We start from the raw sequence: 24,261 nt of genomic DNA, 5'->3' as shown, positions 1-24,261 counted from the left end.
TTACCCCCCCAATGGGGCGTGTACGAAATCGGTGTGCTGTCGCCTTTGTTGCGGATCTTCTTCCCGGATAGCGATCAGGTTGCGGACATGGAGGCCGAGGAACAGGAGGCGTTCATCTATGGCTTCTTTCCCTCGGCTTGGGCTGCGGCCTTCATCGATTTCGGCCTGATTGGGGCGATCGTCTACGTCATAATCTGGGGTGGCGTGGCCGGCTGGAGCGCGGCGGGAAGCCGGGAGTCCAGCCTGATGACGCCGCTGCTCTTGCTCGTGTTCGTGCTCGCCAGCGTCCTGCTCAGTCCGGTTCAGGGACCTCTCGGCATGGCCAATTCGGCGCTGGTGTTGGTGTCGATTCTGGTAACCGGGCTGGCGGTTGATTTTGCCATGCTGCGTGCGAGGGCTCCGCAGGAGACCGACAAACTCGGGGACAAAAGGCCGGCAATCTGATATCAGCGTCCGGAGACGCTGCGCAGCCATGCGACCGTCGCCGCGACGCCTTGCTCCATGTCGCAGGGAAGCGGCCCGCAGACCGCCGCGGTCGGTGCGAGATCGAATTGATATTGCGTAAGCACGTTGTTTAGGCGGAACGAATTGAAGGGAAACCGCTTCAGTCCGATCGCGTTTACTGCATCGCCGCAGAGCGCCAGCGTGCGCGCGACGCTGTTCGGCAGATGCGGGATCGGGCGTGATCCGAAGGCGCGCTGAAATGCGTCGCTCCAGGCGATCAGATCGATCGGCGTGTAGTCGGCGAGATAGAATGTGCGGCGATGGATCTGCCCCGCTGGCACACTCAGGAGACGCCAGTACTGGAAGGCGATGTTCTCGATATAGCTGTACGACTTCCAGAGCGGACCTTGGCCGACGTGGAAATAGTGTCCGCGCTCGATCATGTGCAGGAAGCGCTGATAGTGTGCGCTCATGCCGGGGCCCCAGACGGTCGTGGGGCGGGCCAGGCACCATTCGCGCTCGGCGCCGTCGGCGCCGCGGACGATCTCCTCGGTGCGCACCTTGCTCTTTCCGTAAAGCGTGTCGGCCTTATAGTCGGTGTCGCTGGTCGGCACATAGCCCACGCGGCAGACGAGCTGCGACGAGGTCCAGATCGCTCGCCGCACGGACGGCGTCTGCCGCACGGCCTCGACCAGATTCTCGACGCCCTCGATATTGGCGGTGTAGCCGGAAAGGTCAGTCTTCTCGTCGAGATCGATGCGTGCGGCGAGATGGACCACCGCATCCGGCGCGGCGCCGGCGACGGCTTTCGCCAAGCCGTCGGCATCGAGAATGTCGCACACGATGTCCGTGGTCCCGGCCGGAACCTTGTCGAGCCCCACGACCTCGCAACGTTCGGCGCGCAACCGCCGCACCAGTGCTTGGCCGATGAAGCCGGAGCTTCCGGTCACGAGAACTTTCATGCTGATGTCGCTGTCTTTGCCGACGGGGCGGTCGTTTGACCGGCTTGCCGGGCTGATCTACCAAGCCGACCAGTCGATTGCAAACCGTGGCAAAATTCATCGTTCGTAGAGGCATTTTGCGCTCGTTGGCGACCAGCGCCGCCGAGAATGGCGAGATTACCTTTCAACGTCCACGATGACATCTTGAACTCCAGCACCGTCGCGCAGGCCGAGGGCAAGGCGCTCGATTGTGCGCCAGATTTCCGCGAGCAGGATGAAGAGGCGGCGGCGTTCGCGAAGTTGCCGTAGTTCGAGGTCGCCGCCGAAGTCGGCGTTCTTACGCAAGAACGCCGGCGGCGCCATGAACTTCTTGGGCGCGTCGGGCCGGCCGCCGGAAAAGCCGGAGAAATCGTTGGTGCGCCGGATCATCCCCCCGAACCAGCCTGGGGCGCTGCACAGGCAATAATGGCCGGCAGTTATACGATCGCTCCAGACGGTTTCGGCGCGGCCGCTAAATCATGGAAATGCTTCGGAAAAGCGCGCCCGAGGTCGATCGTTCGAAGGGTTCCAGCGATGGCCTCGGAAGCACCCCCGCGGCCGTAGGGCGGTACATGGGCCGGATCCGCCTGGAGCCGCCCCTCGAAGATGCGCCTGAGACCTGAGAGGATGATGGCCGAATCTGCGGGGCAATCGATGATCGAGGCGGCGCGAAGCCGGCCTTTTTGGCGGTCGCCGATATTGATCGAGGGTACGCCGACGGCCGGTGCCTCTATGATGCCGCTGGAGGAATTGCCGACCACGGCGTCGGCGAGCCGCAGCGCGGCCCAGTAGCGTTCGCTGCCGAGCGACGTGAAGAGATGGGCGCGATCGGATCGCGCCGCGACGAACGTCCTGACCGCATCGTCAATGGCGCGATAACCGGGATCGGCGTTGGCACCGGTGAAGATGAAGCTGCGCTCCTCAACTTCGGCAAGTGCGCCGAGGAGTGCGCTGGCGTTGGCTGCGTCGGTCTCTGGCTGGGCCGTCGTCGGGTGCAGCGTTACCAGCAGAAAGCGCTCGGGACCCTCGATGCCGAGCTTCCTGTATAGCTCCGTGCGGGTAAGTGGTGCAGTATCTGCCAGATCGAGGCCGGGCGCGCCAACGTTGAAGACGAAATCGGGCTGTTCGCCCATCTGGATCACGCGCTGGCGATAGGGTTCGGCCGCGACGAAATGCAGGCAGGCCATCTTGGTGATGGCGTGGCGGATCGCGTCGTCGAAGGCGCCTGCGGTGATCTCGCCACCGTGGATGTGAGCGATCGGGATGTTAAGCAGCGTTGCCGCGACTGCGGCGGCCAGCACCTCGTAGCGGTCGCCGAGCACAACGAGGATATCGGGTGCAAGTTTCGGCAGCGCCTCGGCAAAGCCCGTCACACCGATCCCGGTGCCACGCGCGACCGTTTCGGCGCGGTCGTCGTCGAGCGCGAGGCCGATCTTCGCGGCGATCGGAAAACCGTCGGCCTCGATCGCGCGCCAGGTCTCGCCGAAGCGCGGCACCAGGTGCATGCCGCAGGCGATCACGCTCAGCGCGACGTCGTCGGCCGCCTTTAGCCGCGTTAGGATGCTCCGCAGTAATCCGTAATCGGCGCGCGAGCCGGTGACGACGGCGATGCGGCGGCGTGCGCTCATGCCTGCTGCCGCCAGGGCGAGGCATCGAGCATCCCGTGCTCGATGACATAGGAGGCGTAGGCGAGGTCGGCCGCACTCTCGATCTCGATCGAATGCATGCGATCCATCATGATGCCGTAGCTCGCGGCGGGATCGGCGTAGATCTTGCGATGCGTGCGCATCGCATCCCAGCCGACGAGGTAGAGCGCGCCGTTCATCGTGACTTCGATCGCCTGGTCCTGGCGTCGCTGCGCCGTCGTCGTCAGCATCTTCTCGACGATGCAGCCGATCGAACTGTCCGTGCCGAGCGTGCCGACGAAGATCGAGGAGACCTCGGTCTCGCGCATCCCGACCACGAGGCCCGCCTTGCGCGCGGTGAACAGCTCGACGGCCTCGTCAAAATGCTCGGGTGTTGCGAAGGGCGATGAGGGTTCCAGCAGCATGATCGCGTCGTAGCGCCGCTTCTCATGCGTCTCGATCCAGTCCATAGCGTGGAGCACCACGTCGTTGGAGGAGGCAGTGTCGGTCGCAAGTTCAGCCGGCCGCTCGAACAACACCTCGGCACCATGCCGCCTCGCTTCAGCCCGAATCTCGGTGCTGTCGCTGGAGACGATCAGGCGCGAACAGTAACGGGACTGCTTTGCAGCGATCGCCTTGTATCCGGTCAGGCTGAGGCCGCCGATCTCGCGCAGATTCTTGCCGGGCAGGCCCTTCGATCCACCGCGGCCGACCAGCAGGAACAATATCTCGGGCGAGTTGGTCATTGGCTTTCGACAATCCTGCTTTCAGGCCGACCCGAAATCGACTTGATTCGTCACCGGCGGGGCTCCTGCGGGGCCTCTGGAGAGTGCCAGGGGCCGCCCGCTTGCGTTGCTTTTACCAGCGTGCTCGACTAAGACAACTGCTTGATTGGCGGGCGATTTCGCTTCGCCCAGCGACGAAACCCCATGCACCGCCGAACACTGATCATTGCTGAGGCTGGCGTCAACCACAACGGTGACCGCGCACGCGCGATTGAGCTGGTGCAGGCGGCGGCGCGGGCAGGGGCGGACATCGTCAAGTTTCAGTCGTTCCGTGCCGACAAGCTTGCCACCGCCGGGGCCGCGAAGGCGAGCTACCAGCAGGCGACCACAGGCAAGGCGCAGTCGCAGCTCGACATGCTGCGGGCGCTCGAGCTCAGCACTGACGACGAGGAGCAGATCGCGGCCGCCTGCGCGGCGTCCAACATCACGTATATGTCGACGCCATTCGATACCCACAGCGCGACGCACCTGGTCCGCCGCGTCGGTGTCTCCATGCTGAAGGTCGGTTCGGGCGATCTCACCAATGCGCCGCTGTTGCTGCATCTGGCGCGTTTCCGCCTGCCGATCATCCTGTCGACCGGCATGGGGACGCTTGCCGAAGTGGAGCAGGCGCTCGGCGTCATCGCCTTCGGCTATCTCCGCGACGCGACGGCGCGGCCGACGCCCGCCGACTTCGCCAATCTTTTGCTGGACCGTGCGACGTGGACGGAGCTGCGCGCCAAGGTCACGCTGCTGCATTGTACGACCGAATATCCAGCCAATCCGCAATCGATCAATCTGCGCGCGATGGCGACACTGCACGATGCATTCGGCTTGCCTGTCGGCTTCTCCGACCACAGCCGAGGCATCCACATCGCATCGGCGGCAGTGGCGCTCGGTGCCACCGTGATCGAAAAGCATCTGACGCTCGACCGCAATTTGCCGGGGCCCGATCATCGCGCCTCGATCGAGCCGGAGGAGATGGCGGCGATGATCTCCTCGATCCGCGACGTCGAGGCCGCGCTTGGCGACGGACGGAAGGTGCCGGCGCCGGAGGAGATTCCGAACCGGGCGGTGGCGCGGCGCAGCCTCGTTGCGCTTCGGCCGGTGCGCGCAGGCGAGCGCTTCACGGAAGACAATCTCGGCGTCAAGCGCCCGGGTAATGGCGTTCCGCCGATCGAATATTGGAGCTATCTCGGCAAGGCCGCCCTGCGCGACTACGCGGCCAACGAGGCGCTCGAGCCATGAGCCTGATCGTGCTCTGCGCCGGCGGCCATGCCCGCGTTGTCATCGAGGCGTTGCTGAGCCGCGGCATACGTCCCGCAGCCGTAGCCGACCGCGACGCCGCCCGCATCGGCGAGGCCATCGGCGGCGTTCGGATCGCGGGATCCGACGACGACGTCCTGAAGATGGCCGCCGACAAGATCGAGCTTGCCAATGGCCTCGGCAACCGCGCCTCGCGCAGCGATTCCGGGTTGTCGCGCCGGCGTGCTTTGTTCGAGCGGTTTGCCGCGCAAGGCTACCAATTTCCGGTGATTGCTCATGCTTCCGCCGTGATTGCGTCCGATGCACAACTCGGCGACGGCGCGCAGGTGATGGCCGGCGCCGTGATCCAGCCGGCGGCGCGGATCGGGCGGAACGCTCTTATAAATACGCGCGCGGTTGTCGAGCACGATTGCATCGTCGGCGATCACGCGCATATCGCGCCGGGGGCGGTGCTGTGCGGGGGCGTGTCTATCGGCGAGAGCGTCCATGTCGGCGCCGGCGCTGTGGTGTTGGGCGGCGTCAAAGTGGGCGCCGGGGCCGTCGTTGCCGCGGGCGCGGTTGTTGCAAGGGATGTCGCGGCCGGCGGGTTCGCCGGCAACGAGTAGGATCAGTTCGTCATGAAGGGTGCCTTCGTCGTCAATGAAGATACGCCGTTGATCGAGACGCTGCGGCGGATCGATCAGGGCAATCTGCAACTCGCCATCGTCGAGCGCGACGGCAGGATCGTCGGCACGGTCACCGACGGCGACGTGCGGCGCGCGCTGCTCGGCGGCGTCGGCCTCGATGCCTCTGTCCGCCTCGTGATGAACCGTACGCCGATCACGGCGCCGGTCGGCATCTCGAATCCCGCTGCGCTCAATCTGATGCGCAAGCATTCGATCCATCAGCTTCCCCTCGTCGATGCCGAGGGGCGGGTGGTTGAGGTCAAGCTGATCGACGATCTTGCACTCGCGCAGCAATCCGATCATTGGGTCGTGCTGATGGCCGGCGGCCTCGGCTCGCGGCTGAAGCCGCTGACCGACGACGTCCCCAAGCCGCTGATCCGCGTCGGCGACAAGCCGATCCTGGAGACCGTGCTCGGCGGCTTCGTGAAGGCCGGCTTCGGCAAGTTCTTCATCTCGGTCAACTACAAGGCCGACATGATCCGAGACTATTTCGGCGATGGCTCGGCCTGGGGCGTGGAGATCAACTATCTTCAGGAGAACGAGCGGCTCGGCACCGCCGGGGCTCTGTCGCTGCTGCCGGAGCGGCCGGCTCAGCCGTTCTTTGTCATGAACGGCGACTTGCTGACGACGGTGAATTTCGAGCAGATGCTGAAATATCATCGCGAGCATCAGGCATTTTCCACTGTCTGCGTGCGCGAGCACTCGGTGACCGTGCCGTTTGGCGTCATCGATTTCGACGACCATCGTCTGCTCGGTATCCGCGAGAAGCCGACGCAGAAGTTCTTCGTCAATGCCGGTGTCTATCTGCTCGATCCCGGCGTGCTCGATCATCTCGACGGCAACGAAGCCGTGGACATGCCGACGCTGATCGAGCGCACCATCGCGAAGGGCCAGCCGTCGGTCGTATTCCCGTTGCGGGAATACTGGATCGACGTCGGCCGCCTCGACGATCTGCAGCGTGCGTCCGACGAATTCCAGAGGATATTTGGATGAGCACCGAACGTTCGCTTCGCGAGATGATGTCGCTCGATGGCCGCGTTGCGATCATTACGGGCGGCGCCGGCCATATCGGCCGCGCTATCGCCGCGGGCCTTGCCGAGCTCGGCGCCACCATCGCGCTGGTCGATATCGCGCCGTCCGCAGGTGCGGATGTTGCTGCGAAGCTGACAGCGGGCCATTCGGTGAAGGTTTCGATGTTCGACTGCGATTTCGAGCAGGGCGATGCCGTGAAGGATCTGCCGCGGAGGGTACGCGAGGCCTTTGGCGGCATCGACATCATCGTCAATTGCGCAGCCTTCGTTGGCACCAGCGGGCTCGATGGCTGGGCGGTACCGTTCGAACAGCAATCGGATGCGACCTGGCGGCGGGCGGTCGAGGTCAACCTCACCGCGCCCTTCGTTCTGATCCAGGCCGCAGCCGGGGACCTCGCGAGGTCGGGGCATGGCAGTGTGATCAATATTTCATCGATCTATGGCCTCGCCGGACCTGACTGGCGACTCTATGAGGGGACAGCGCTCGGGAACCCGGCCGCCTATGCCGCAAGCAAGGGGGGGCCTGATCCAGATGACGCGCTGGCTGGCTACCACCATGGCTCCAAAGGTTCGCGTCAATGCAGTGGCGCCTGGCGGCGTCTTCAGGGCCACACCGGAGCCGTTTTTGAGCCGCTATGTGGCCAGGACGCCGCTTGCGCGCATGGCGCGCGAGGACGATATGAAGGGCGCTGTGGCCTACCTTGCGAGCGATCTCTCGGCCTATGTGACGGGCCAGTGCATTGCGGTCGACGGGGGGTGGACGGCGTGGTAAGCCGACAGCAAATCATGCAATTGCGAGAATCTCCGAAATGTTGAGCTGTAGCAAGTGCTTATTGCCGGAAACGGCGGAGGCGACATCGTTCGACGAAGCCGGTTCGTGCAGCGTTTGCCGTCAGATCGAGGTCCGTGACACCCAGATCGACTGGGATGACCGTTACAAGCAGCTCCAGGAGCTGGTCGGCCAGTACCGCGACAAGGGCCTTTACGATTGCATCCTGCCCTATTCGGGCGGCAAGGACAGTGTGTTCCAGCTCTGGTACGTCGTGCGCAAGCTGGGCCTGAAGCCGCTGGTCGTGCGCTTCGACCACTGGTTCTACCGGCCGCTGGTCGAGGAGAACAACACCAGCGTGTTCAAGCAGCTCGGCGTCGACGTGCTGAACTTCACGCCGAACTGGCACGTGGTGCGCGAGCTGATGCTGGAGTCGCTGAAGCGCCGCGGCGATTTCTGCTGGCACTGCCACACCGGCATCTACGCTCACACCATGCAGATCGCGATCCGCTACGAGACGCCGCTCCTGATCTGGGGCGAGAGCCTGGCGGAATACCAGTCGTTCTATTCCTACGACGAGATGGAAGAGGTCGACGAGAAGCGGTTTAACCGCGCCATGAATCTCGGCATCACCGCCGACGACATGTACGAATTTCTCGGCGGCCGTGTCTCCAAGCGCGACCTCTATCCGTTTGTCTATCCGCCGCGCAAGGATCTGATGCGGATCAAGTGCCGCTCGGTCTGCCTCGGCAGCTACATCAAGTGGGACACAAAGAAGCACGTCGACATCATCAAGAGCGAGCTCGGCTGGAAGGGCCAGGAGGTGGAGGGCATTCCGCCAGAGTATGATTACGAGAAGATCGAGTGCTTCTTCCAGGGCGTGCGCGACTACCTGAAATACATCAAGCGCGGCATGGGCCGGACCAACCATCTTGCCAATATCGACATCCGTAACAAGCGCATGACCCGCGAGCAGGGCGAAGCGCTGGTGCGCGAGTACGACGGCAAGCGGCCGCCGAGCCTCGATCTGTTCCTCGACTATCTCCAGCTCACCGAGGAGCAGTTCTTGGGCATCGCGATCAAGCACGAGGTCAGCCCGTGGCAGTTCTCGCCGAACACGGTCGAGCCGGGCCGCCGCATGCCTGACATGGACAAGTGGAACAACACGCAAGTGCCGTGGCCGAACCATCCCGGCGTCGAAATCGGCGGCGGCAAGGGATAGGCTAGCGGGCGTCGATCGGGCGGCGCATCGAAGCGCCCGGGGGAGCAGGCGATGTCAGGCGTAGCGATCGTCGATTACGGCATCAACAATGTGCGCTCGGTGAAGAATGCCGTCGAATATTGCGGCTTCGATCCGGTCGTGACACACGACGCCGACGCGATTGCGGATGCCTCCCACGTCATCCTGCCCGGCGTCGGTGCGTTCGGCGATGCCATGAGCAACATTCGCGCCCGCGGCATCGACGAGATGCTGGAGCGCCATGTCCGCGAGAAGGGCAAGCCGTTCCTCGCGGTGTGTCTGGGGATGCAGCTGCTCGCCAACACGTCCGAGGAGCACGCCGACGACGGCGTGGCGCATCGCGGGCTCGGCTGGTTCGATGCCGATGTCCTGCGGTTGATACCGAACGATCCCGCGCTAAAAATCCCGCATATGGGCTGGAACATCGTGGCGAAGGAGCGCAACCATCCGATCCTCGCCAATATCCGCGAGAGCAATCTGGCGTTCTATTTCGTGCACTCCTTCGCCATGCGCTGCAGGGATGCGGGCGACGTGGTCGGCTTCGTCCAATACGGCCAGCCGGTGACCGCGATCATCGCGCGGGACAACATCGCCGCCACGCAGTTCCATCCCGAGAAGAGCCAGGATACCGGGATCGAGCTGATGGGCAATTTCCTGCGCTGGAATCCCTGAAGCGGTCTGCGATGCTGAAGAAGCGCCTGATCCCAAAATTCCTGCTGCGTGATGGCAGACTCGTCAAATATGTCCGCTTCTTCGAGAACGAGCGCGCCGCCGGCAATCCGGTGACGACTGCGAAGGTCTACAACGACTACGGCGTCGATGAACTGATCGTGCTCGACATCGTGCCGAGCGCAGCCTCGCGTGGCCGTGTCGTCGACATCATCGAGCGGATGTCGGAAGAGATTTTCATGCCGTTCACCGTTGGCGGCGGGGTCAAGACGCTCGACGATGTCAACATGCTGTTGCGCGCCGGTGCCGACAAGGTGTCGGTGAATTCGGAAGCTGTGCGGCGCCCGGAGTTCCTGCGCGAGGCGGCGCGTACCTTCGGCGATCAGTGCATGACGGTGTCGATTGACTACAAGAAGATCAGCCCCAACCACGCCAGCGTGTTCATCGACGGCGGCCGCGAGCATGTCGCGCTCGATCCGATCGAGTGGGCGCAGCGCTGCGAGGAGCTGCACTGCGGCGAGGTGCTGCTCGGCTCGATCGATCGGGACGGGACCATGAGTGGTTACGATCTCGAGATGATCCACAAGGCGGCAAGCGTCTTGAGCGTGCCGCTGATCGTCTCCGGCGGCTGCGGTTCGCTCCAGCATGCGATCGATGCGCTGGAGGCCGGCGCGTCGGCGGTCGCGATCTCCTCGATGTTCCTCTTTACCGACCACAGCCCGATCAAGCTGCGCAGCCACCTTTTCTCGCGCGGTCTCGACGTGCGCGCCAGCTCCTCAAGCAGGAATTAGCACCGTGCAGCTCTCGATTGCCCGCAACGATCTCGCCCTCTATGTGCGCAAGCAGTTCGAGAACCTGTTTCCTGATGGCGCCGATCTCGGCGATCTGCCGAAATTCGTCGATCTTGCGCTCGGCAGGATCGATCACTGTTTTTCGCGCGTCAGGCTGAAGGGGTTCTTCGTCAATGGCGAGGCGCGGTTCTCGCACTGGCACTCCGACCAGTACGCGATCTTCCTTTACTATCTCGCAAATTCGGCGTTTCGCGAGCGGCCCGGCCACCCCATCGCCGACAAGGCCTATGCGCTCAACAAGGCGCTGCACGCGCTCGACGCGTTCTACGAGGTCGAGATGCCCGACGTGTTTGCGGTCCAGCACCCGGTCGGCACCGTGCTCGGCCGCGCCAGCTATTCGGACTATTTCATCTGCTACCACAACTGCACGGTAGGCGCGAACCTCGACAACGACTACCCGTCGTTCGGACGTGGCATCGTGATGTATGGAGGCAGCCGCGTCATTGGAAAGACCGCGGTTGGCAACAACAGCTTCGTGTCGACCGGCGCGATCGTGATGGACGGCGGCGTGCTTGCCGCCGACAGCATCTTGCACGGCATCTATCCGAACGCACGCCGCTCGCCTACGTCGCGGAACGTCGTGCGCGATATCTTTGGTGCCAGGACCTGATCAGGTCAGCCGCTTGAAGCCGGAGTGAGCGACCGGGCCGCGCAGCAACTGCTTGACGGCCTTCTGGTCGACTGCGGTGCGCAGCTCGCGGAATACCTCGGTCACCGTTTCCAGGTAGCGGTCGACATGCGCGTCGGTGTGCGACCACATTGCGTAGAACGAGCCGGTGGCGAGGATGCCGCGGTCGAGCATCATCTGCGTGAACAGCGTGCGCACCTCCTGCGCGTCGTTCAGGTCGAAGGCGAAATGGCCGAGCGGCGAGATGCCGGAGATGTGGAGCGGCAGGCCCGTGGCCTGCGACGCCTCGGTCCAGCCCTTCTGGATCCGGGCGCCGATCCGCATCAGGTGGCGCGCGACGTTCTGCTCGCGATGCTTGCGCAGGGTGGCAAGGGCTGCGACCGGGCCGACGCGCTCGGTCCATGCCGTCGAACTGACGAAGGTTTCCTGTGCAGCGTCCATCACCGAGGCGCGGCCGACAATCGCGGCCATCGGGAAGCCGTTGGCGATGGCCTTGGCGAACACGGCCATGTCAGGATCGACGCCGTATGCGAGATGCGCGCCGCCTGAATTGATGCGGAAGCCTGACGTCACCTCGTCGAAGATCAGCGCGGCGCCGCAGCGGTCGGCGAGTACACGGATGCCCTTGATGAAGGCTGGCTCGGGCTCGCTGGAGCGCACCGGCTCCATCACGATCGCGGCGAGCCGCTCGCCATGGGCGGCGACGATCGCCTCGATCTCGTCGAGCTTGTTGAAGTGGAAAGGATGCATCAGGCCGGCGAGACCACGCGGCACACCCTTGGTATCGAGGCCCGGCAGCAGATGACCGTCGAGCGCGGTTGTCTCGCCGAGATTGGCGCTGAGATACCAATCGTGCCAGCCGTGATAGCCGCAGAACGCCACCATGTCGCGGCCGGTCGCCGCGCGCGCGATGCGGACCGCGATCGCCATGGCCTCGCCGCCGGCGCGGCCGAAGCGCACCATGTCGGCCCAAGGATGAAGCTCGACCAGGAGCTCCGCGAGCTCGATATCCTCGGCGCAGTTCAATGTCGACATCGAGCCCATGTCGATCGCGGTCTTCACCGCAGCGTCGACGTCGGGATCGGCAAAGCCCAAGATAGTCGCGCCGATTCCGCAGTAGCTCATGTCAAGATAGTTCTTGCCGTCGAGGTCGACGACTTCGGCGCCCTTGGCCGATTTGAAGTAGGTCGGCCACTGTTCCGGGAGGAACATTTCCGGCCGCTTTGAGAGCAGCTGCGTTCCGCCGGGCATGACCTTGCGTGCGCGTCGGTAGAGGCTCTGACCAATTCCTGACATCGTCGTCCGTGCCGACAGTGATGGGTGTCTGGCTATCCTAAATGCCGGGCTTAGGCAAGCGGCCGGCAACCGGAACACATCAAGAGATGAACCGCAGAACCACCAGTTGACGATGCCTTCGCGTTCGAAGTACGTCAAAGGGGGGCGGGCGGCTCTATCGCTCGGATTGGGGATCCATCTGGAAGGCTGTCATGACCGACGTTGTGCCGACTTCGGGGCTGGAAATGCCGCGTCGGGCCGCAAGACTATCAATCGTCATTCCCATATTCAACGAAGAGGGCAACATTGAGCCGCTTCGTGCGGCACTCGTGAAGACCATGTCGACGCTCGGGCTGGAGGTTGAGGTCATCCTGGTCAATGACGGGTCGACCGACGGCTCGGCGCCGCAACTCGAGCGCTTGGCGGCGTCCGATTCCCGGTTCAAGGTGATCACCTTCGCCAGAAATTGCGGCCAAACCGCCGCCATGATGGCGGGAATTGATGCGGCGCGGGGCGACGTCATCGTGCCTATGGACGGTGATCTGCAGAACGATCCCGCCGACATTCCGCGGCTCCTCGCCAAGATGGACGAAGGGTTCGACGTCGTGTCGGGCTGGCGCCGCGACCGGCAGGACAACGCGCTGCTGCGGAATTTGCCGTCGCGACTGGCTAACCGGCTCATCTCCTGGCTGTCGGGGTTGTCTCTCCACGACTACGGCTGCACGCTCAAGGCGTACAAGGCCGACCTGCTGCGCGGTTTCCGGCTGTATGGCGAGATGCACAGATTCATCCCAATCTACGCCGCCTGGCAGGGAGGGCGCGTGGTCGAAATTCCGGTTGCACACCACCCGCGTCGCGCCGGCAAGTCCAAATATGGACTGGAGCGCGTCTTCAAGGTCGTGCTCGATCTGCTGCTGGTTAAGTTCCTGACCGAATACGAAACGAAGCCGATCTACGTTTTCGGCGGAGCCGCCGTCGCCTTCTTCGCGCTTGGGTTCTTCGCCGGCCTATATTCCCTTTGGCTGAAATATTTCGACGGCATCACCTTCATCCAGACGCCGCTGCCGCTTCTCGTGTCGCTGTGCGCGATCACCGGCACGATGTGTATCCTGATGGGGTTGCTCGCGGAGCTGATGGTCCGGATCTACTTCGAGTCGCAAAGCAAGCGCATTTACGATGTGAAGAATCGGATTAATTTCGAGGTCGAAAGCGACTGACATGTGCGGAATCGCAGGCTTCGTCGGCGCCGAGAACCCCGCTGCCCTGAGGGCGATGGGGCGCGAGCTCGCGCATAGGGGGCCCGACGGAGAAGGCTTCCTGTGGGATGCGAAGAGGCACGTTCATCTCGCACACCGGCGCCTCGCCATCTTGGACATTGGCGGCGGCGTACAGCCGATGTCTCTTGCGGATGGCCGCGTGACAGTCGTGTTCAATGGTGAGATCTACAATCACCGAAGCCTCCGGTCGGAGCTGGAGGCACGCGGGCATCGCTTTGCGACCTCCCACAGCGACACGGAAGTGCTGCTTCACGGCTGGATCGAATGGGGCGAGGGGCTGCTGTCCAAGCTCAACGGCATGTTCGCCTTCGCGCTACTTGATCGCGCCGGCGAGCGCTTGATCCTCGCGCGGGATCGGTTCGGTGAAAAGCCCCTGTTCTGGACTGTAAAGAACGGGGAGTTCGTCTTTGCTTCCGAACTCGGCGCGATGATCAAACATCCTTCGTTGAAGGGGACGGGCATCGATCGTCTGGCGATACAGAAGCTCTTTGCATACAGCTTTATCCCAGGAACCAGGACGCCGCTCGCCGGCGTTCAGCGGTTGCGGCCCGGCAGCTGGCTCGAGATCGACCTGTCCCAGATCGACCATGCTCCGCTGCCAGCACCGATCGAGCGATCCTATTGGCGCTTCTCAATTCTGCCCGACGCAGCGCCCGCCGGGACGGAAGATGATTGGGCTGAGGAGCTCGATCATCTTCTCGGCAACTCCGTCTCCGCACGGCTCGAAAGCGACGTGCCGCTGGGCCTTTTTCTGTCCGGCGGCGTGGATTCGTCGGCGATCCTGGCGCACGCGGCGGACACCCGCGACCCCAAGACCATCGACGCCTTCTCGATTGGGTTCACCGAGCCCAGCTTCGATGAGTCTCGCTACGCCGAGCGGGTCGCCAAGCTCATCGGATGCAATTGGCACGTCAAGATCTGTGATCTTGACGCTGTACGGTCGGAGCTCGTCGCCTTGCTCGGGCGTATCGACGAGCCGATGGGAGACAGTTCGGTCGTCCCGACGTCGGTGCTGTGCAAGTACGCAGCGGAGAACGTTAAAGTTGCGCTGTCGGGCGACGGAGGCGACGAGCTCTTTGCCGGCTACGATCCGTTCAAGATCCTCGGGCTTGCCCGCATGTACGATCGGATGGTTCCGCGCAAGATTCATCAGGCGATCTCTGTTCTCGCGTGCCGGCTGCCGCCCTCCGAGCGGAACATGAGCTTCGATTTCAAGGTCAGGCGCGGCCTGAGGGGCCTGAGCCTGAAACCGTCGATGTGGAATGCAGCGTGGCTCGGCGCCCTCGGCAGCAGGGAAATATCAGAGCTCTTCGAGGACGAGGTGGATCCGGAGGCGCTGTACGAGGAAGCGATCACGGCGTGGGAGCAATCGGAAGCACGTGATGATGCCAACCGAACGCTGGAGTTCTTCACCAATCTCTATTTACCCGACGACATCCTGGTGAAGTCGGATCGCAGCTCAATGCTCGAGTCGCTCGAAGTTCGCGCCCCGTTTCTCGATAACGACGTCGTGGAGTTCGCGCGGCGCTTGCCGATCGACGCCAAGTTGCGCAAGGGCGTGAGCAAGTGGATATTGAAGCGCTCGCTCCGCAACCGGTTGCCCGACGACATCCTCCACCGGGCGAAGAAGGGGTTCGGCGCGCCGATCGCTCGGTGGCTGCGGGAGCTCCCGATGCCGGCCTCGCCTCGAACGAGCTTCCTCAATCAGCGCGTCCTGTCGCGGCGCTGGGCCGACCATGCGGCAAAAAAGTACGACGATCGGGGGGCGCTGTGGATCTGGCTTGGCCTGGACGCGCGCCTACCTCAGCTTGCGCCATAGGATGATTGCTGTGATCGGCTGGCTGCAAAGACGTTGGAACGAGGTCTGCGATCGGACGATCGGCTCCGATGAATTTTGGGACCTGGCCGTCGACCATCGCACAGCCTACGGCGCCCTGCTGCCGATGATCCATCGCCACGTGAAGGGCACGACGCTGGACTTGGGCGCCGGGAGGCTGGCTTGGCGCGCGGCGATCCGCGCCAGGTCGGACGGCTATGTCGCGACCGACGCGTTCCCTACCCATCCGGATCTCGATTTCGTCTCCGATGCGCAAGGACTCCTGCCGGTCCCTGACAACACGTTCGACACGATCTTCTGCTGCTCGGTCCTGGAGCATATGCCGCAGCCGTGGACAGCGTTTCCGGAGCTGTTGCGTGTGCTCAAACCGGGGGGCGCCCTGATCCTTTCAGTGCCATTCCTCTATTATCTTCACGGCCAGCCACACGACTATTTCCGCTTCACCCGGTACGGGGTTGAGAAGCTCGCCCGTGACGCAGGGTTCGAAATTGTCGAACTCTCGGCCGCCGGCGGCCTCGCGCATGCGACCCTGCAAGCGGGCAGCATGCTGACGACGTCGTTGTTGTACTTCCCCAGTTTTCCTCATGCGGCTCGCGCGGCGAGTTGGTTGCTCACGGCGGTCGCAAGACTATTGGACTCGGCGGATCGCGGCCAGGTGTTTGCCCAGTCAATCAACGCCGTGTTGCGTCGACCAATTTAGCTCGTTCAAGAGATGAACCCGCTCTTTCCAATATCAAGCCTGCTGCCTGCTAACACAGTCGAGCTCTGCGCCGGATTGCTCGTCTGGTTGGTAATCGTAGCCTGCCTCCGTCAAAGGGCGAAGAGCTCAATCATCGGGCTTGTGGTCGCACTGCCTCTACTGGTCCCGATCATTGCGTCGGTCGAGCGCGATACTCAGTTTATGACAATCGACGAGACTGCAATCACGGATCGCTTGTTAGATCCGGCAGACCGTGCGCACGGGCAAATGGTGTTGGGCGCGTTGCGAACGACGTTGCCTCTTGCACTACAAGAGGTGCGGCTCATGCAGGCTTTTGGCTTTCCCGAAGACCAGATCCGAATGGCTTTGAAGATTGGTCACTGGTTGGTTGGGGCTTCCCTATTCTTGGTGATCTATTTCTTGATCGCCCGGCTGGGCGATTTCGACGCATTCAATCCCCCGATTCTGCTCTTTTCGATTACAGCGTTGTTCACGTTTCCGATGAGCAACATTACAATTAAAACCTTCAATTATGATCTGGTCTCTTCCCTGGGGGCGATCATATCATTGCTTCTAATCCTTCTTGCGGTTTCGAAGCGAGTTCAGGGCGGCCTGGCCGTGAGCCTTGTTGCCCTCGTTGCGGCGACTGTTGCTGCACAGGAGAAACTCTCCGGCTCTCCGATACTCGTCATGGCCTTGACGGTGTCTGCGCTAATGGTTGCACGAAGGCAGCCTGCTCGGCCTAACGTAGCCGTTGCGCGCGGAATGGTCGTAGCGATCCTGATCTCGGTTTCTGTGTCGGCGATATTCACAATTCTGTACACAGTATCGCTGCCATGGGGTTTGTGGGGCAGCGTCTGGAAAGGGGTTGCCGACGGGATTGCTTCGTGGGTATGGGTTCCGATGCAGATCGTCTCTGGAAGAGGAGGCGGAGAACTTCCAAATCGTTTTGGCGCGGCGTCGATTGCAATTGTGTGCCTAATCGGAATGGCCACCGCAATCGGGAGTGCGAGCGGACGGCTGAGCCAGGCACAGCGAACATTGGCCATTCGGAATCTTTCGCGGGTGGTTGCGGGGTGTGTGCTTGTTGCGCTTGCGACAGGAGTGGTTTCGATAGCTTGGCTCCAGCCTTATTGGGCGCCGTATCATCCAAGTCTGAGACCTCCGGCCTTTGCAATGAACGGCGCGTGGCTCCATTTCGGTCTTGACAGCCCGGCGATGACTAAAGTTGCATTTGTCGCCTACGCTTTCGAAGTAATCGTTGTCGCAATGCCGACTCCCATCTTCATCCTGGTATTGGTGGCAAACCTGCTGCTGATCATTGGGAGGAGGGACTACGATCCGGCGGCAGCATTCCTGTTTGTGATTGCCTTGATACTGACGCTGATCGGCGCGGTATTACAGGTCCCATTGGCTCACCGTTATCTGAATATTCCCCTGTTCCTGCTTCTCGCAGCGTCACTCATGGTGGTGATGGGCAGAGCGCAGGAGTATCTTGTGAAGCCTCGGATGCGCCTAGCTCCCGCTTCGGTGTTTGCTGTCACAGCATCATTGTTTTTGGTCCTGGAGACAGCTCCTTTCCGCCCGCTCTATGCTGCTTTTCGTCCGTTCTGGTTAGATTATGCAGATGCCGAGTTCGTGGAGACCGGCCGCATCAATCCATCCTGGATGGGATGGGGCGAGGAGCGCGCTCTCCTGGGGAGGAAGTTCGAGGAGCTTTGCAAGGGATCGCCGAATCTCTGTCAAGACGGACGAATTTTTCACCTCTATTCGGGGCGCTGGTTGCCCGAGCGACCGCGGTCATTTCAGATATTCGATGCCGCAAGTGTCGCAGGAAAAGAGCCCTTGGGCGATCACGATTATTATCTGTTCAACCGGAGCCGGATTGTTCAGGGCCTTCCGCAACCGAAATCACGGCCCATCCTGACCCTCGATTATCGCGGCTACAAAATGGCCTGGCTCTACCGCGGCTCGGATCTCGCCGCAGAGAACTACGGATTCGGACGGTGAGCCTGACTTGTCGCGGACTGGCCTGAGAACATGAGCAGGATGCCGCCGATGAAGCTGGTCCCGAGGATCAGCGCTCTGCTGAAAGCAGCAAAGGCAATGGCCGGCTCCTGCGCAACGCCCAGGAGCTGAGAAAGCGCGACAAGGCCCGCCTCCTGCAGCCCGATGCCGTTGAGGGAGACGGGCATCAGGGCTGCCAACGTGACGAGGCCGATGACGGCGGTGAGCTGCATGAGGTCAACCCCCATTCCGAGCGTTTTCGCGATGATAAACTGGGCAAGGATCGAGGCGGCGGCACTCAGGCCGGAGAACAGGACCGCCAGCGCAAGCGCGCGTGGCATGCTCACGAAGCGGAATGCGCGTTCTGCGGCCGCTGCCAGTTTCTGGCTCAGTCTCACGACGGACGGCCGGAACGATGGGCTGCGGCTCGCCAGGGCGCCCAGCCCGGCCAGGATGGCAAGAACAGCCGCGATCCAGATTGCGAGCGATGTGAGGGAGGTTCCAGTCACGCCCGCGCGCATGTTCCAGAAGTCGGTGAAGGGCAGGGCGGCTGCCGTCATCAGCACGATGACGATCAGGTTCAGGAATCGATCGGCGACCAGGGTCAAGATTGCGAGCTTCAGGTCGTGGCCCCCGCGCGTCAGCGCCACGACCCTGTAGACGTCGCCCCCCACAGTGCTGGGAAGGAAGTTGTTCGCGAAGAATCCGATGAAGGTCAGACGCATCAGGTGGAGAGGCTGAAAGCTCGCCTCCTGGCCGCGCAACAGCACCCATAGCCGAAGAGCACCGAAGACCTGGCTGGATGCAAAGACAACGAGCGCGATCGCAAAAGTGGCGGGCGGAAAGCCGACGATCACACCTACAGTCCGGGAATCGACCTTCGATAGCAGCCACGCGAGGAGTGATAGGGATATCAGCAGCTGACAAACACGCATTGCCAGCTGACGAACCTTCGAAGCGCTCGTCCATTGCCAAAGCAAGTCAGTACGGAGCGTCATGATATCTTGACGAAGGTCAGTACGATGGGAGTCTCCCAACGGAATATCCGTGCAAGACCAAGCAGGAAGCTGACTACGCCCAAGCGATGGCACACGCGCAGCAGATCCTTCGCGAGGCCGAGAGTCGAATACTCCTCGAAATTCAGCGACCGCACGCGGTCTTCGAACAGCGCCTGGCCCCATCCCCTGACCTCGATCCTGTCGCCGAATGGTGCGATCCAGCGCTTCATCTTGCCGGGCGTAATGAGCTGCAGCGTGTCGACATAGGCCGGGTCCCGCCCTGCGAGGCGCACGCGAAGCCGGCCGAGCCAGTGCGGGCTGTGCGGCAGCCACAACAGGCCGTAATGGCCCTCCCACCAGCTGCCGAAGTTCGGAATGACCATGTGGCAGACGCCGCCGGGCCGCAGCACCCGGAAGCATTCCTTGATCACCGCTGCTGGATCGGCGACGTGCTCGAGCACGTTGGATGATATGACCGCGTCGAAGCTTTGATCGGGGAAGGGAATGCGCTCTCCAACTCCGTTTACCAGCAGTTTGGGATCGAGCCCGCAGCCTTCCAGAAGCTGCTGCCCGAGCTCGTAGGTGCCGCTGAACTCCTCGCCTCCCGGCTCGAGCCCGTAGGCCTCGGCGCCGAAGCGCAATCTGGCGGTGGCGATGGTCAGGCCGAGCCCGGCCCCCACCTCGAGCAGCTTCAAATCCTTCAGGGCGCGGCCGCTCTCTTTCTCGAAGAGTGACAGCTGGGCGATCGAGCGCTTCACGTCCAGGCTGTCATCCGTCATCCGATCGAGATGCTGCTGTGAACCCGCGATCGGGCCAAAGGACCTGACATAGATCGGATAGAGTTGCTCCCGCAGCTTGCTGAACAGTGCGGGATTCAGACGGTCGAATGAGGATGTGGTTGCGGACTCAGAGGACATTGGGGCTATGGCGGGTGCTGAAAGGTTCGGGAATCTGTCTGCTCTCGACCGGAGAAGTCCTGCGATCGACGTCGAGGTAGAGGCGGCACCATTGCTCGAGAGCGGCGAGGGCAAGCGCAAATTTGGCGCGCCGCCGGCTCTCGATCGGGTGGTGGCGAACGGCGGGTGAACTCATACCATCGATCCAGTCGCGCGTCGCCTTCGGATCGAACCAGCCTCTCGCCGCGATCGATTTTTCATCGATCAGGTGATGCAAGGGCCCGCCCTGTGCCAATAGTCCGTTGATCATGGGAAGCAGGGCCTGCGTGCCCTTCTTGCCGGACTTGGGACGATACAGGACGTCCGCCGGCAACCGTGACTGCATGGCCTTGCGGAAAATCGCTTTCGCCACGCCGTTCTCCGTCTTCAGGCCGAATGGAAGCGCATTGGCGTATTCGACGAATGCCTTGTCCAGGAACGGCACCCGCGCCTCGACTGAATGCGCCATGGTCAGCTTGTCGACGCGCATGAGCTGGTTCTGGACCAGCGCGGTCTCCGCCTCGAACCGCAGCATGTCGTCGGCGTCATCCTCGCCGCCGAACCAGGGCTGGATCCTGCGTTCGATGGTTTCGAGGACGTCCCGCTGACAGGAGCCCGGCGTCATCAAGCGCGCGAGCGTGCGGCTACCCGGCATCAGACACATGACGTCAAGCGCGTATTTGCGCACCAGCCGCCCCGGCAGCAGCGAGAAGGGCGGCCTGAACAGTCGGTAGTGCGGATAGCCAGCGAAGAGTTCGTCGGATCCTTCACCGAGCAGGGCAACCTTCACATTCTGCCGGACGAACTTTGCGGCCTGCCAGGTCGTCTGTATGACAGGATGGGCAATTGGCTCTTCCAGGCTCTCGATGCAGTCGCTGAACCCCGATGAGAATACTGAGGGATCGACGAGGCGCTCCTTCGAGTTGATCCCGCAATGGCTCGCAGCCGACCTCGCAAAGGGAATCTCGTCGTCGGGAAGGCCAAATCCGATCGTGAATGCCTGGATCGACGATGGGTCCATCAGCCTCGCCATCGAGGCCGCCACGGCGGACGAATCCAATCCACCGGACAATAGCACGCCCACCTCGACGTCGGCCACCAGATGCGAGGACACTGCGCTATCGAACAGCGTTCGTAGGGTATCGGCGACCTCGTCGGCCGAGACAGATGTGCCAGGTGCCGCGCTGCCGGGCCTTTGCAGGCGCCAGTACCGCTCGATGCGCGCCGCGTTGGCTCCCTTTGCAGGATCGAACTGCATGAAACAGCCGGACTGAAGCTGCTGAATGCCGGAAAAGAAGGTTGATTCCTGCGCCGACCAGCCCCTGAGGAGATACTCGTAGAGTGCAGATCTGTTGATCGCCGCCGCGCGGTCCGCGGCACGCAGCAGCGGCCGGATCTCGGAAGCAAACATGATCTGGCCCGCGCGGGGAATCGAATAGTAGAGCGGCTTGATGCCGTGCCGGTCGCGCGCCAGGAACAGGCTTCGCGTGCGCGTGTCCCACAGGGCAAATGCAAACATTCCCTCCAGACGCTCGACGACGCGCGGCCCCCAGGCCCGCCAGCCCTGAAGGATGACCTCGGTATCTGAGTGCGTCGAGAAGCGGTGGCCGCAGGCCTCGAGCTCTTTGCGAAGCTGGCGGAAATTGTAGATCTCGCCGTTGAAGATGAGGCCTGTCGTGCGATCCACGTCCCACATCGGCTGCGCGCCGCCTGAGACGTCGATGATCGACAGGCGGCGATGTCCCAGCCCGACCGCGCCCTCAGGCAAGCCGATCGCGCTTCCCGGCGGCAGGAAATCGACCCCGCGTCCGTCCGGTCCGCGATGCGCGAGCGCATCCGTCAGATCGTCGAGGCGAGCTGCGTTCCACTCGCCGATGAAGCCGGCAATCCCGCACATCAGGATGATCGCGGATTGCTGTTGGATGCGGGCTTGCCGCTGCAAGCCTCGTCCAGCGCCTGGCGTAGCGTCTGCAGGTTTTCGGCTATCGCGTTCTCCGTGATGTCGGCGATCCGAGAGGGCAGATCCTCGCTGTCGATGGACGCGCGCGCAAGCTCGAAGACCTGGTCCGGTGCTTCGATGAATCCGTTCAAATCGAATGCGAACTCCGCCAGCCCGAGGCTGTCGAAGATGTCTTTGCCCTTGAGTGTATAGGAAAGATGGATCGCTCTCACGCCTTGCCTCAGCGCGGTCAGGGTCGAATGAAGCCGCGTTCCGATGACCAGGTCGAATCCCTTCATCAGGGTATTAAATTCCGGGACCGACAGGTCATCTTCGCACAATATGACCGCCGGGTCATTGGCAAAACTGTCTTTCAGCCGGCTCAGCCACATCGCGTCGTCCTCCCATTCCTCGATGCCTGGCTCGTACATTGAAACCAGCACCACGCGGGCGTCCATTTCGGTGCGGAGCCGGCCGATCAGCCTGACAAAGGCATCGACGAAGGCCGACATCCGTTCGTCCGCGCGCTCGCGGAACGATGTCTTCGCGAACTGGTACGGCAGAAATCCTCCCGTGAAGTGGAACCACAGGCGCATGTTGATCGCGATGACAGGCCCGCGATGCTTTTCCGACGCTCTCTCAAGGTCGGCGAACACCTTCGAGGTGGGATGTTCTACCGGCTCAAATCCGGGGAGGAAGATGCCGTCGTGGGAACGGATCAGCTTCGCGCGCGAGCGAAGGGAAGAGACGAGATCGAAGGTGCCCTTGTCGCGCGCCATGAAAACGGCAACTTGGTTGAGCACGGCGCGTGCAAGAAAACGCCCGAGTCGCGTGTCGAGCGGACCTGCGCCTTGGCAGACGCAAACGATCTTGAGGCCGAGCAGGCGATAGATGAAGAAGACGAGCCAGGTGTGGCAAAGCTTGGCGAGCGAAGAATCGTCCTGCAGATCGAGGCCGCCGGTCCACAACGCAATATCGGCCTGCTGGAGGGATCGCCAGCCGCGCAGCGGAGGAAAGAGATTGTACATCGGTCCATAGGGGATCGACGCGCTGGGAATTGGCGGCAAATGACTCTGCCGCGAGCAGAAGACGTCGATCGGCCGCTCTGTCATGGTCGCGACCGCGCTCAGAATGCCCCACCGGCTGAGCAGGTCGCCCCGGTTGCCGCGGATGACGCGTGGACTTACGAACTTCTGCTGATGCGGCCGCATGGTGTCACTTGTGCCCTTGGCTGAACTTGGAGGCAGCCGATCGCAGCACCTGCTCGTAGCGGGCCGCGATCGCCCTGCGGTCGAATGAGGCCGCCTTGGCCCTGCTGGCGAGCTTCATCCGCAACAGTTGATCCCTGTCGTCCAGGAGACGCCCGAGGGCCCGTTCGAACTCCGCGGCATCGTCGAGCGGTGCCGACACTCCGTTCTTATTCTCGACGAGCACGTCGGCAAAGCCTTCGATGCGTGAGCAGGCGAGCGCGAGCCCGTGCGCCAGAGCGTTGATTGCGACGAGGGAAAGTCCCTCGCTCAGCGAAGGCATGAACAGGACGTCGGACGTTGACATCGCCAGATCAACGTCCTCCGGCGTAACCCAGCCATGGAAGGTAACGCGATCGGAAAGGCCGAGGGCAGCACAATGCCGCTCGAGCGCCGTTCTGCTCGGGCCGTCGCCGAACAGGTCGAGCGTCCAGTTCCGGTCCTCGACCGCGGCGAGCCGCTCCAATCCCCATGCGAGATTTTTTTGAGCCACCATGCGGCCGGCGAAGATCAGCTTGACGGTCTCTCCGGGCGCGCGCGGGATCGCCGGTGACTTGCCGACATCTACGCCGTTCGGAATGACGATGGCCTCAAGCCCGTAGGCGTCGCGCGCGAGGCGAGCGACGAACGTACTGACGGCCGTGATGGCGGCGGCGTGATGCCAGATCGGCCTCGTAAGCGGTTTGATGACACGGAAGAACTTGTCGGTCTGCTCCGGCGTGCCGCCGGGAACGTCGCCGAGATGCGCCGTCAAGACGTATGGCGTTCCGGAGAGCGTCGCAACTAGCCACGCGGCGAAACCGGTCGGCACTGCGAAATGAGCGTGGATTGCGTCGGGACGAAACTGGCGGACCGATCGCAGCCCGGCTGGAACGGCCATTAAAATATAGCCGATCATCTCCCAGACGGAGCAGCGGTCGCGCTGCCGGCGAAACGCGAAAATCCGCTCGACCTCGAATCCGTTGCTGGTTTCCAGTCGCGGTAGACTGCCCTGTCGCGCGGTCAGGACACGGATCGAATGGCCGAGTTTCGAAAGCTCCGCCGCCAGATCTTCGGTGGCCTTGCCGCCCCCCCCCACCCACGGGTGGAAACTCATAGTTCATTTCGAGAATGC

The 24,261-nt window shown here is 62.7% G+C and carries 23 protein-coding genes; 13 read left to right on the top strand and 10 right to left on the bottom strand.

Features of this window, described 5'->3' with window-relative positions:
* On the top strand, positions 1-444 hold a 444-nt coding region (locus AC630_RS06570), incomplete at its 5' end, for a hypothetical protein (protein ID WP_208866964.1).
* Positions 445-446: 2 nt separating this feature from the next.
* On the opposite strand, the gene AC630_RS06565 is transcribed toward AC630_RS06570, so the two are convergent.
* The 4 genes from AC630_RS06565 to AC630_RS06550 form a co-directional block, all read right to left on the bottom strand.
* Positions 447-1,406 (bottom strand): NAD-dependent epimerase/dehydratase family protein, encoded by a 960-nt coding sequence (locus AC630_RS06565; protein WP_074117701.1) that lies wholly within the window; start codon positions 1,404-1,406, stop codon positions 447-449.
* 156 nt (positions 1,407-1,562) lie between these two features.
* Entirely contained in the window at positions 1,563-1,814 is a 252-nt protein-coding gene (locus AC630_RS06560) for a hypothetical protein (RefSeq protein WP_074117700.1), read from the bottom strand.
* Positions 1,815-1,861: 47 nt separating this feature from the next.
* On the bottom strand, positions 1,862-3,052 hold the full coding sequence (gene neuC / locus AC630_RS06555; RefSeq protein ID WP_074117699.1) for a UDP-N-acetylglucosamine 2-epimerase: 1,191 nt from the start codon (positions 3,050-3,052) through the stop codon (positions 1,862-1,864).
* Positions 3,049-3,795, bottom strand: coding sequence for an acylneuraminate cytidylyltransferase family protein (locus tag AC630_RS06550; RefSeq protein ID WP_074117698.1), 747 nt, complete (start codon positions 3,793-3,795; stop codon positions 3,049-3,051). Before AC630_RS06550 ends, neuC begins: the two co-directional genes overlap by 4 nt.
* 183 nt (positions 3,796-3,978) lie before the next feature.
* Between AC630_RS06550 and neuB the strand changes: the two genes are divergently transcribed.
* Genes neuB through AC630_RS06510 form a run of 8 tightly spaced genes read left to right on the top strand, consistent with a single transcriptional unit; the run spans position 3,979 to position 10,914 of the window.
* Entirely contained in the window at positions 3,979-5,061 is a 1,083-nt protein-coding gene (gene neuB, locus AC630_RS06545; protein WP_074117697.1) for an N-acetylneuraminate synthase, read from the top strand.
* Positions 5,058-5,684, top strand: coding sequence for a NeuD/PglB/VioB family sugar acetyltransferase (locus AC630_RS06540; protein ID WP_074117696.1), 627 nt, complete (start codon positions 5,058-5,060; stop codon positions 5,682-5,684). Before neuB ends, AC630_RS06540 begins: the two co-directional genes overlap by 4 nt.
* A gap of 12 nt (positions 5,685-5,696) precedes the next feature.
* On the top strand, positions 5,697-6,737 hold the full coding sequence (locus AC630_RS06535) for a nucleotidyltransferase family protein (protein WP_074117695.1): 1,041 nt from the start codon (positions 5,697-5,699) through the stop codon (positions 6,735-6,737).
* Complete coding sequence (locus AC630_RS06530) at positions 6,734-7,591, top strand: SDR family NAD(P)-dependent oxidoreductase (RefSeq protein WP_208866963.1); 858 nt, start codon at positions 6,734-6,736, stop codon at positions 7,589-7,591. The genes AC630_RS06535 and AC630_RS06530 overlap by 4 nt, the downstream gene beginning before the upstream one ends.
* A 17-nt stretch (positions 7,592-7,608) precedes the next feature.
* Positions 7,609-8,766 (top strand): N-acetyl sugar amidotransferase, encoded by a 1,158-nt coding sequence (locus AC630_RS06525; protein WP_245330282.1) that lies wholly within the window; start codon positions 7,609-7,611, stop codon positions 8,764-8,766.
* 51 nt (positions 8,767-8,817) lie between these two features.
* Positions 8,818-9,456, top strand: coding sequence for an imidazole glycerol phosphate synthase subunit HisH (gene hisH / locus AC630_RS06520; RefSeq protein ID WP_074117693.1), 639 nt, complete (start codon positions 8,818-8,820; stop codon positions 9,454-9,456).
* Between the two features lie 11 nt (positions 9,457-9,467).
* Complete coding sequence (locus tag AC630_RS06515; protein WP_074117692.1) at positions 9,468-10,244, top strand: imidazole glycerol phosphate synthase cyclase subunit; 777 nt, start codon at positions 9,468-9,470, stop codon at positions 10,242-10,244.
* A 4-nt stretch (positions 10,245-10,248) separates the two neighbouring features.
* Positions 10,249-10,914 (top strand): LbetaH domain-containing protein, encoded by a 666-nt coding sequence (locus AC630_RS06510; RefSeq protein ID WP_074117691.1) that lies wholly within the window; start codon positions 10,249-10,251, stop codon positions 10,912-10,914.
* Here the strand turns inward: AC630_RS06510 and AC630_RS06505 are convergent, their stop codons facing one another.
* A complete protein-coding gene (locus AC630_RS06505) occupies positions 10,915-12,144 on the bottom strand; it encodes an aminotransferase class III-fold pyridoxal phosphate-dependent enzyme (protein WP_245330281.1) in 1,230 nt (409 codons plus the stop codon). It lies immediately after the preceding gene.
* 275 nt (positions 12,145-12,419) lie between these two features.
* On the opposite strand from AC630_RS06505, the gene AC630_RS06500 reads away from it, so the two are divergent.
* The 4 genes from AC630_RS06500 to AC630_RS06485 all read left to right on the top strand — a co-directional run bounded on the left by AC630_RS06500 (position 12,420) and on the right by AC630_RS06485 (position 18,031).
* On the top strand, positions 12,420-13,424 hold the full coding sequence (locus AC630_RS06500; RefSeq protein WP_245330280.1) for a glycosyltransferase family 2 protein: 1,005 nt from the start codon (positions 12,420-12,422) through the stop codon (positions 13,422-13,424).
* Position 13,425: 1 nt separating this feature from the next.
* Positions 13,426-15,303 (top strand): asparagine synthase (glutamine-hydrolyzing), encoded by a 1,878-nt coding sequence (gene asnB / locus AC630_RS06495; protein ID WP_074117689.1) that lies wholly within the window; start codon positions 13,426-13,428, stop codon positions 15,301-15,303.
* A gap of 10 nt (positions 15,304-15,313) precedes the next feature.
* Positions 15,314-16,021 (top strand): class I SAM-dependent methyltransferase, encoded by a 708-nt coding sequence (locus tag AC630_RS06490; RefSeq protein WP_167561147.1) that lies wholly within the window; start codon positions 15,314-15,316, stop codon positions 16,019-16,021.
* Positions 16,022-16,222: 201 nt separating this feature from the next.
* Positions 16,223-18,031, top strand: coding sequence for a hypothetical protein (locus AC630_RS06485; RefSeq protein ID WP_143197861.1), 1,809 nt, complete (start codon positions 16,223-16,225; stop codon positions 18,029-18,031).
* Here the strand turns inward: AC630_RS06485 and AC630_RS06480 are convergent.
* From AC630_RS06480 to AC630_RS06460, 5 genes are all read right to left on the bottom strand, one after another.
* Positions 18,013-19,026, bottom strand: coding sequence for a lysylphosphatidylglycerol synthase transmembrane domain-containing protein (locus AC630_RS06480; protein WP_167561146.1), 1,014 nt, complete (start codon positions 19,024-19,026; stop codon positions 18,013-18,015). The genes AC630_RS06485 and AC630_RS06480 overlap by 19 nt on opposite strands.
* Positions 19,023-19,943 carry a class I SAM-dependent methyltransferase gene (locus AC630_RS06475; RefSeq protein WP_074117685.1) on the bottom strand — a complete coding sequence of 307 codons (921 nt, stop codon included), beginning with the start codon at positions 19,941-19,943 and terminating at the stop codon, positions 19,023-19,025. The genes AC630_RS06480 and AC630_RS06475 overlap by 4 nt, the downstream gene beginning before the upstream one ends.
* Complete coding sequence (gene asnB / locus AC630_RS06470; RefSeq protein ID WP_143197860.1) at positions 19,933-21,903, bottom strand: asparagine synthase (glutamine-hydrolyzing); 1,971 nt, start codon at positions 21,901-21,903, stop codon at positions 19,933-19,935. Before asnB (AC630_RS06470) ends, AC630_RS06475 begins: the two co-directional genes overlap by 11 nt.
* Positions 21,858-22,928, bottom strand: coding sequence for a polysaccharide pyruvyl transferase family protein (locus AC630_RS06465; RefSeq protein ID WP_245330284.1), 1,071 nt, complete (start codon positions 22,926-22,928; stop codon positions 21,858-21,860). Before AC630_RS06465 ends, asnB (AC630_RS06470) begins: the two co-directional genes overlap by 46 nt.
* Positions 22,929-23,115: 187 nt before the next feature.
* Positions 23,116-24,243 carry a glycosyltransferase family 4 protein gene (locus tag AC630_RS06460; RefSeq protein WP_083636131.1) on the bottom strand — a complete coding sequence of 376 codons (1,128 nt, stop codon included), beginning with the start codon at positions 24,241-24,243 and terminating at the stop codon, positions 23,116-23,118.
* Positions 24,244-24,261: the final 18 nt, after the last annotated feature.

The sequence above is a fragment of the Bradyrhizobium sp. AS23.2 genome (genome assembly GCF_001908185.1).
GTDB lineage: Bacteria > Pseudomonadota > Alphaproteobacteria > Rhizobiales > Xanthobacteraceae > Bradyrhizobium.
This window is presented reverse-complemented; position numbering and strand designations above follow the sequence as displayed.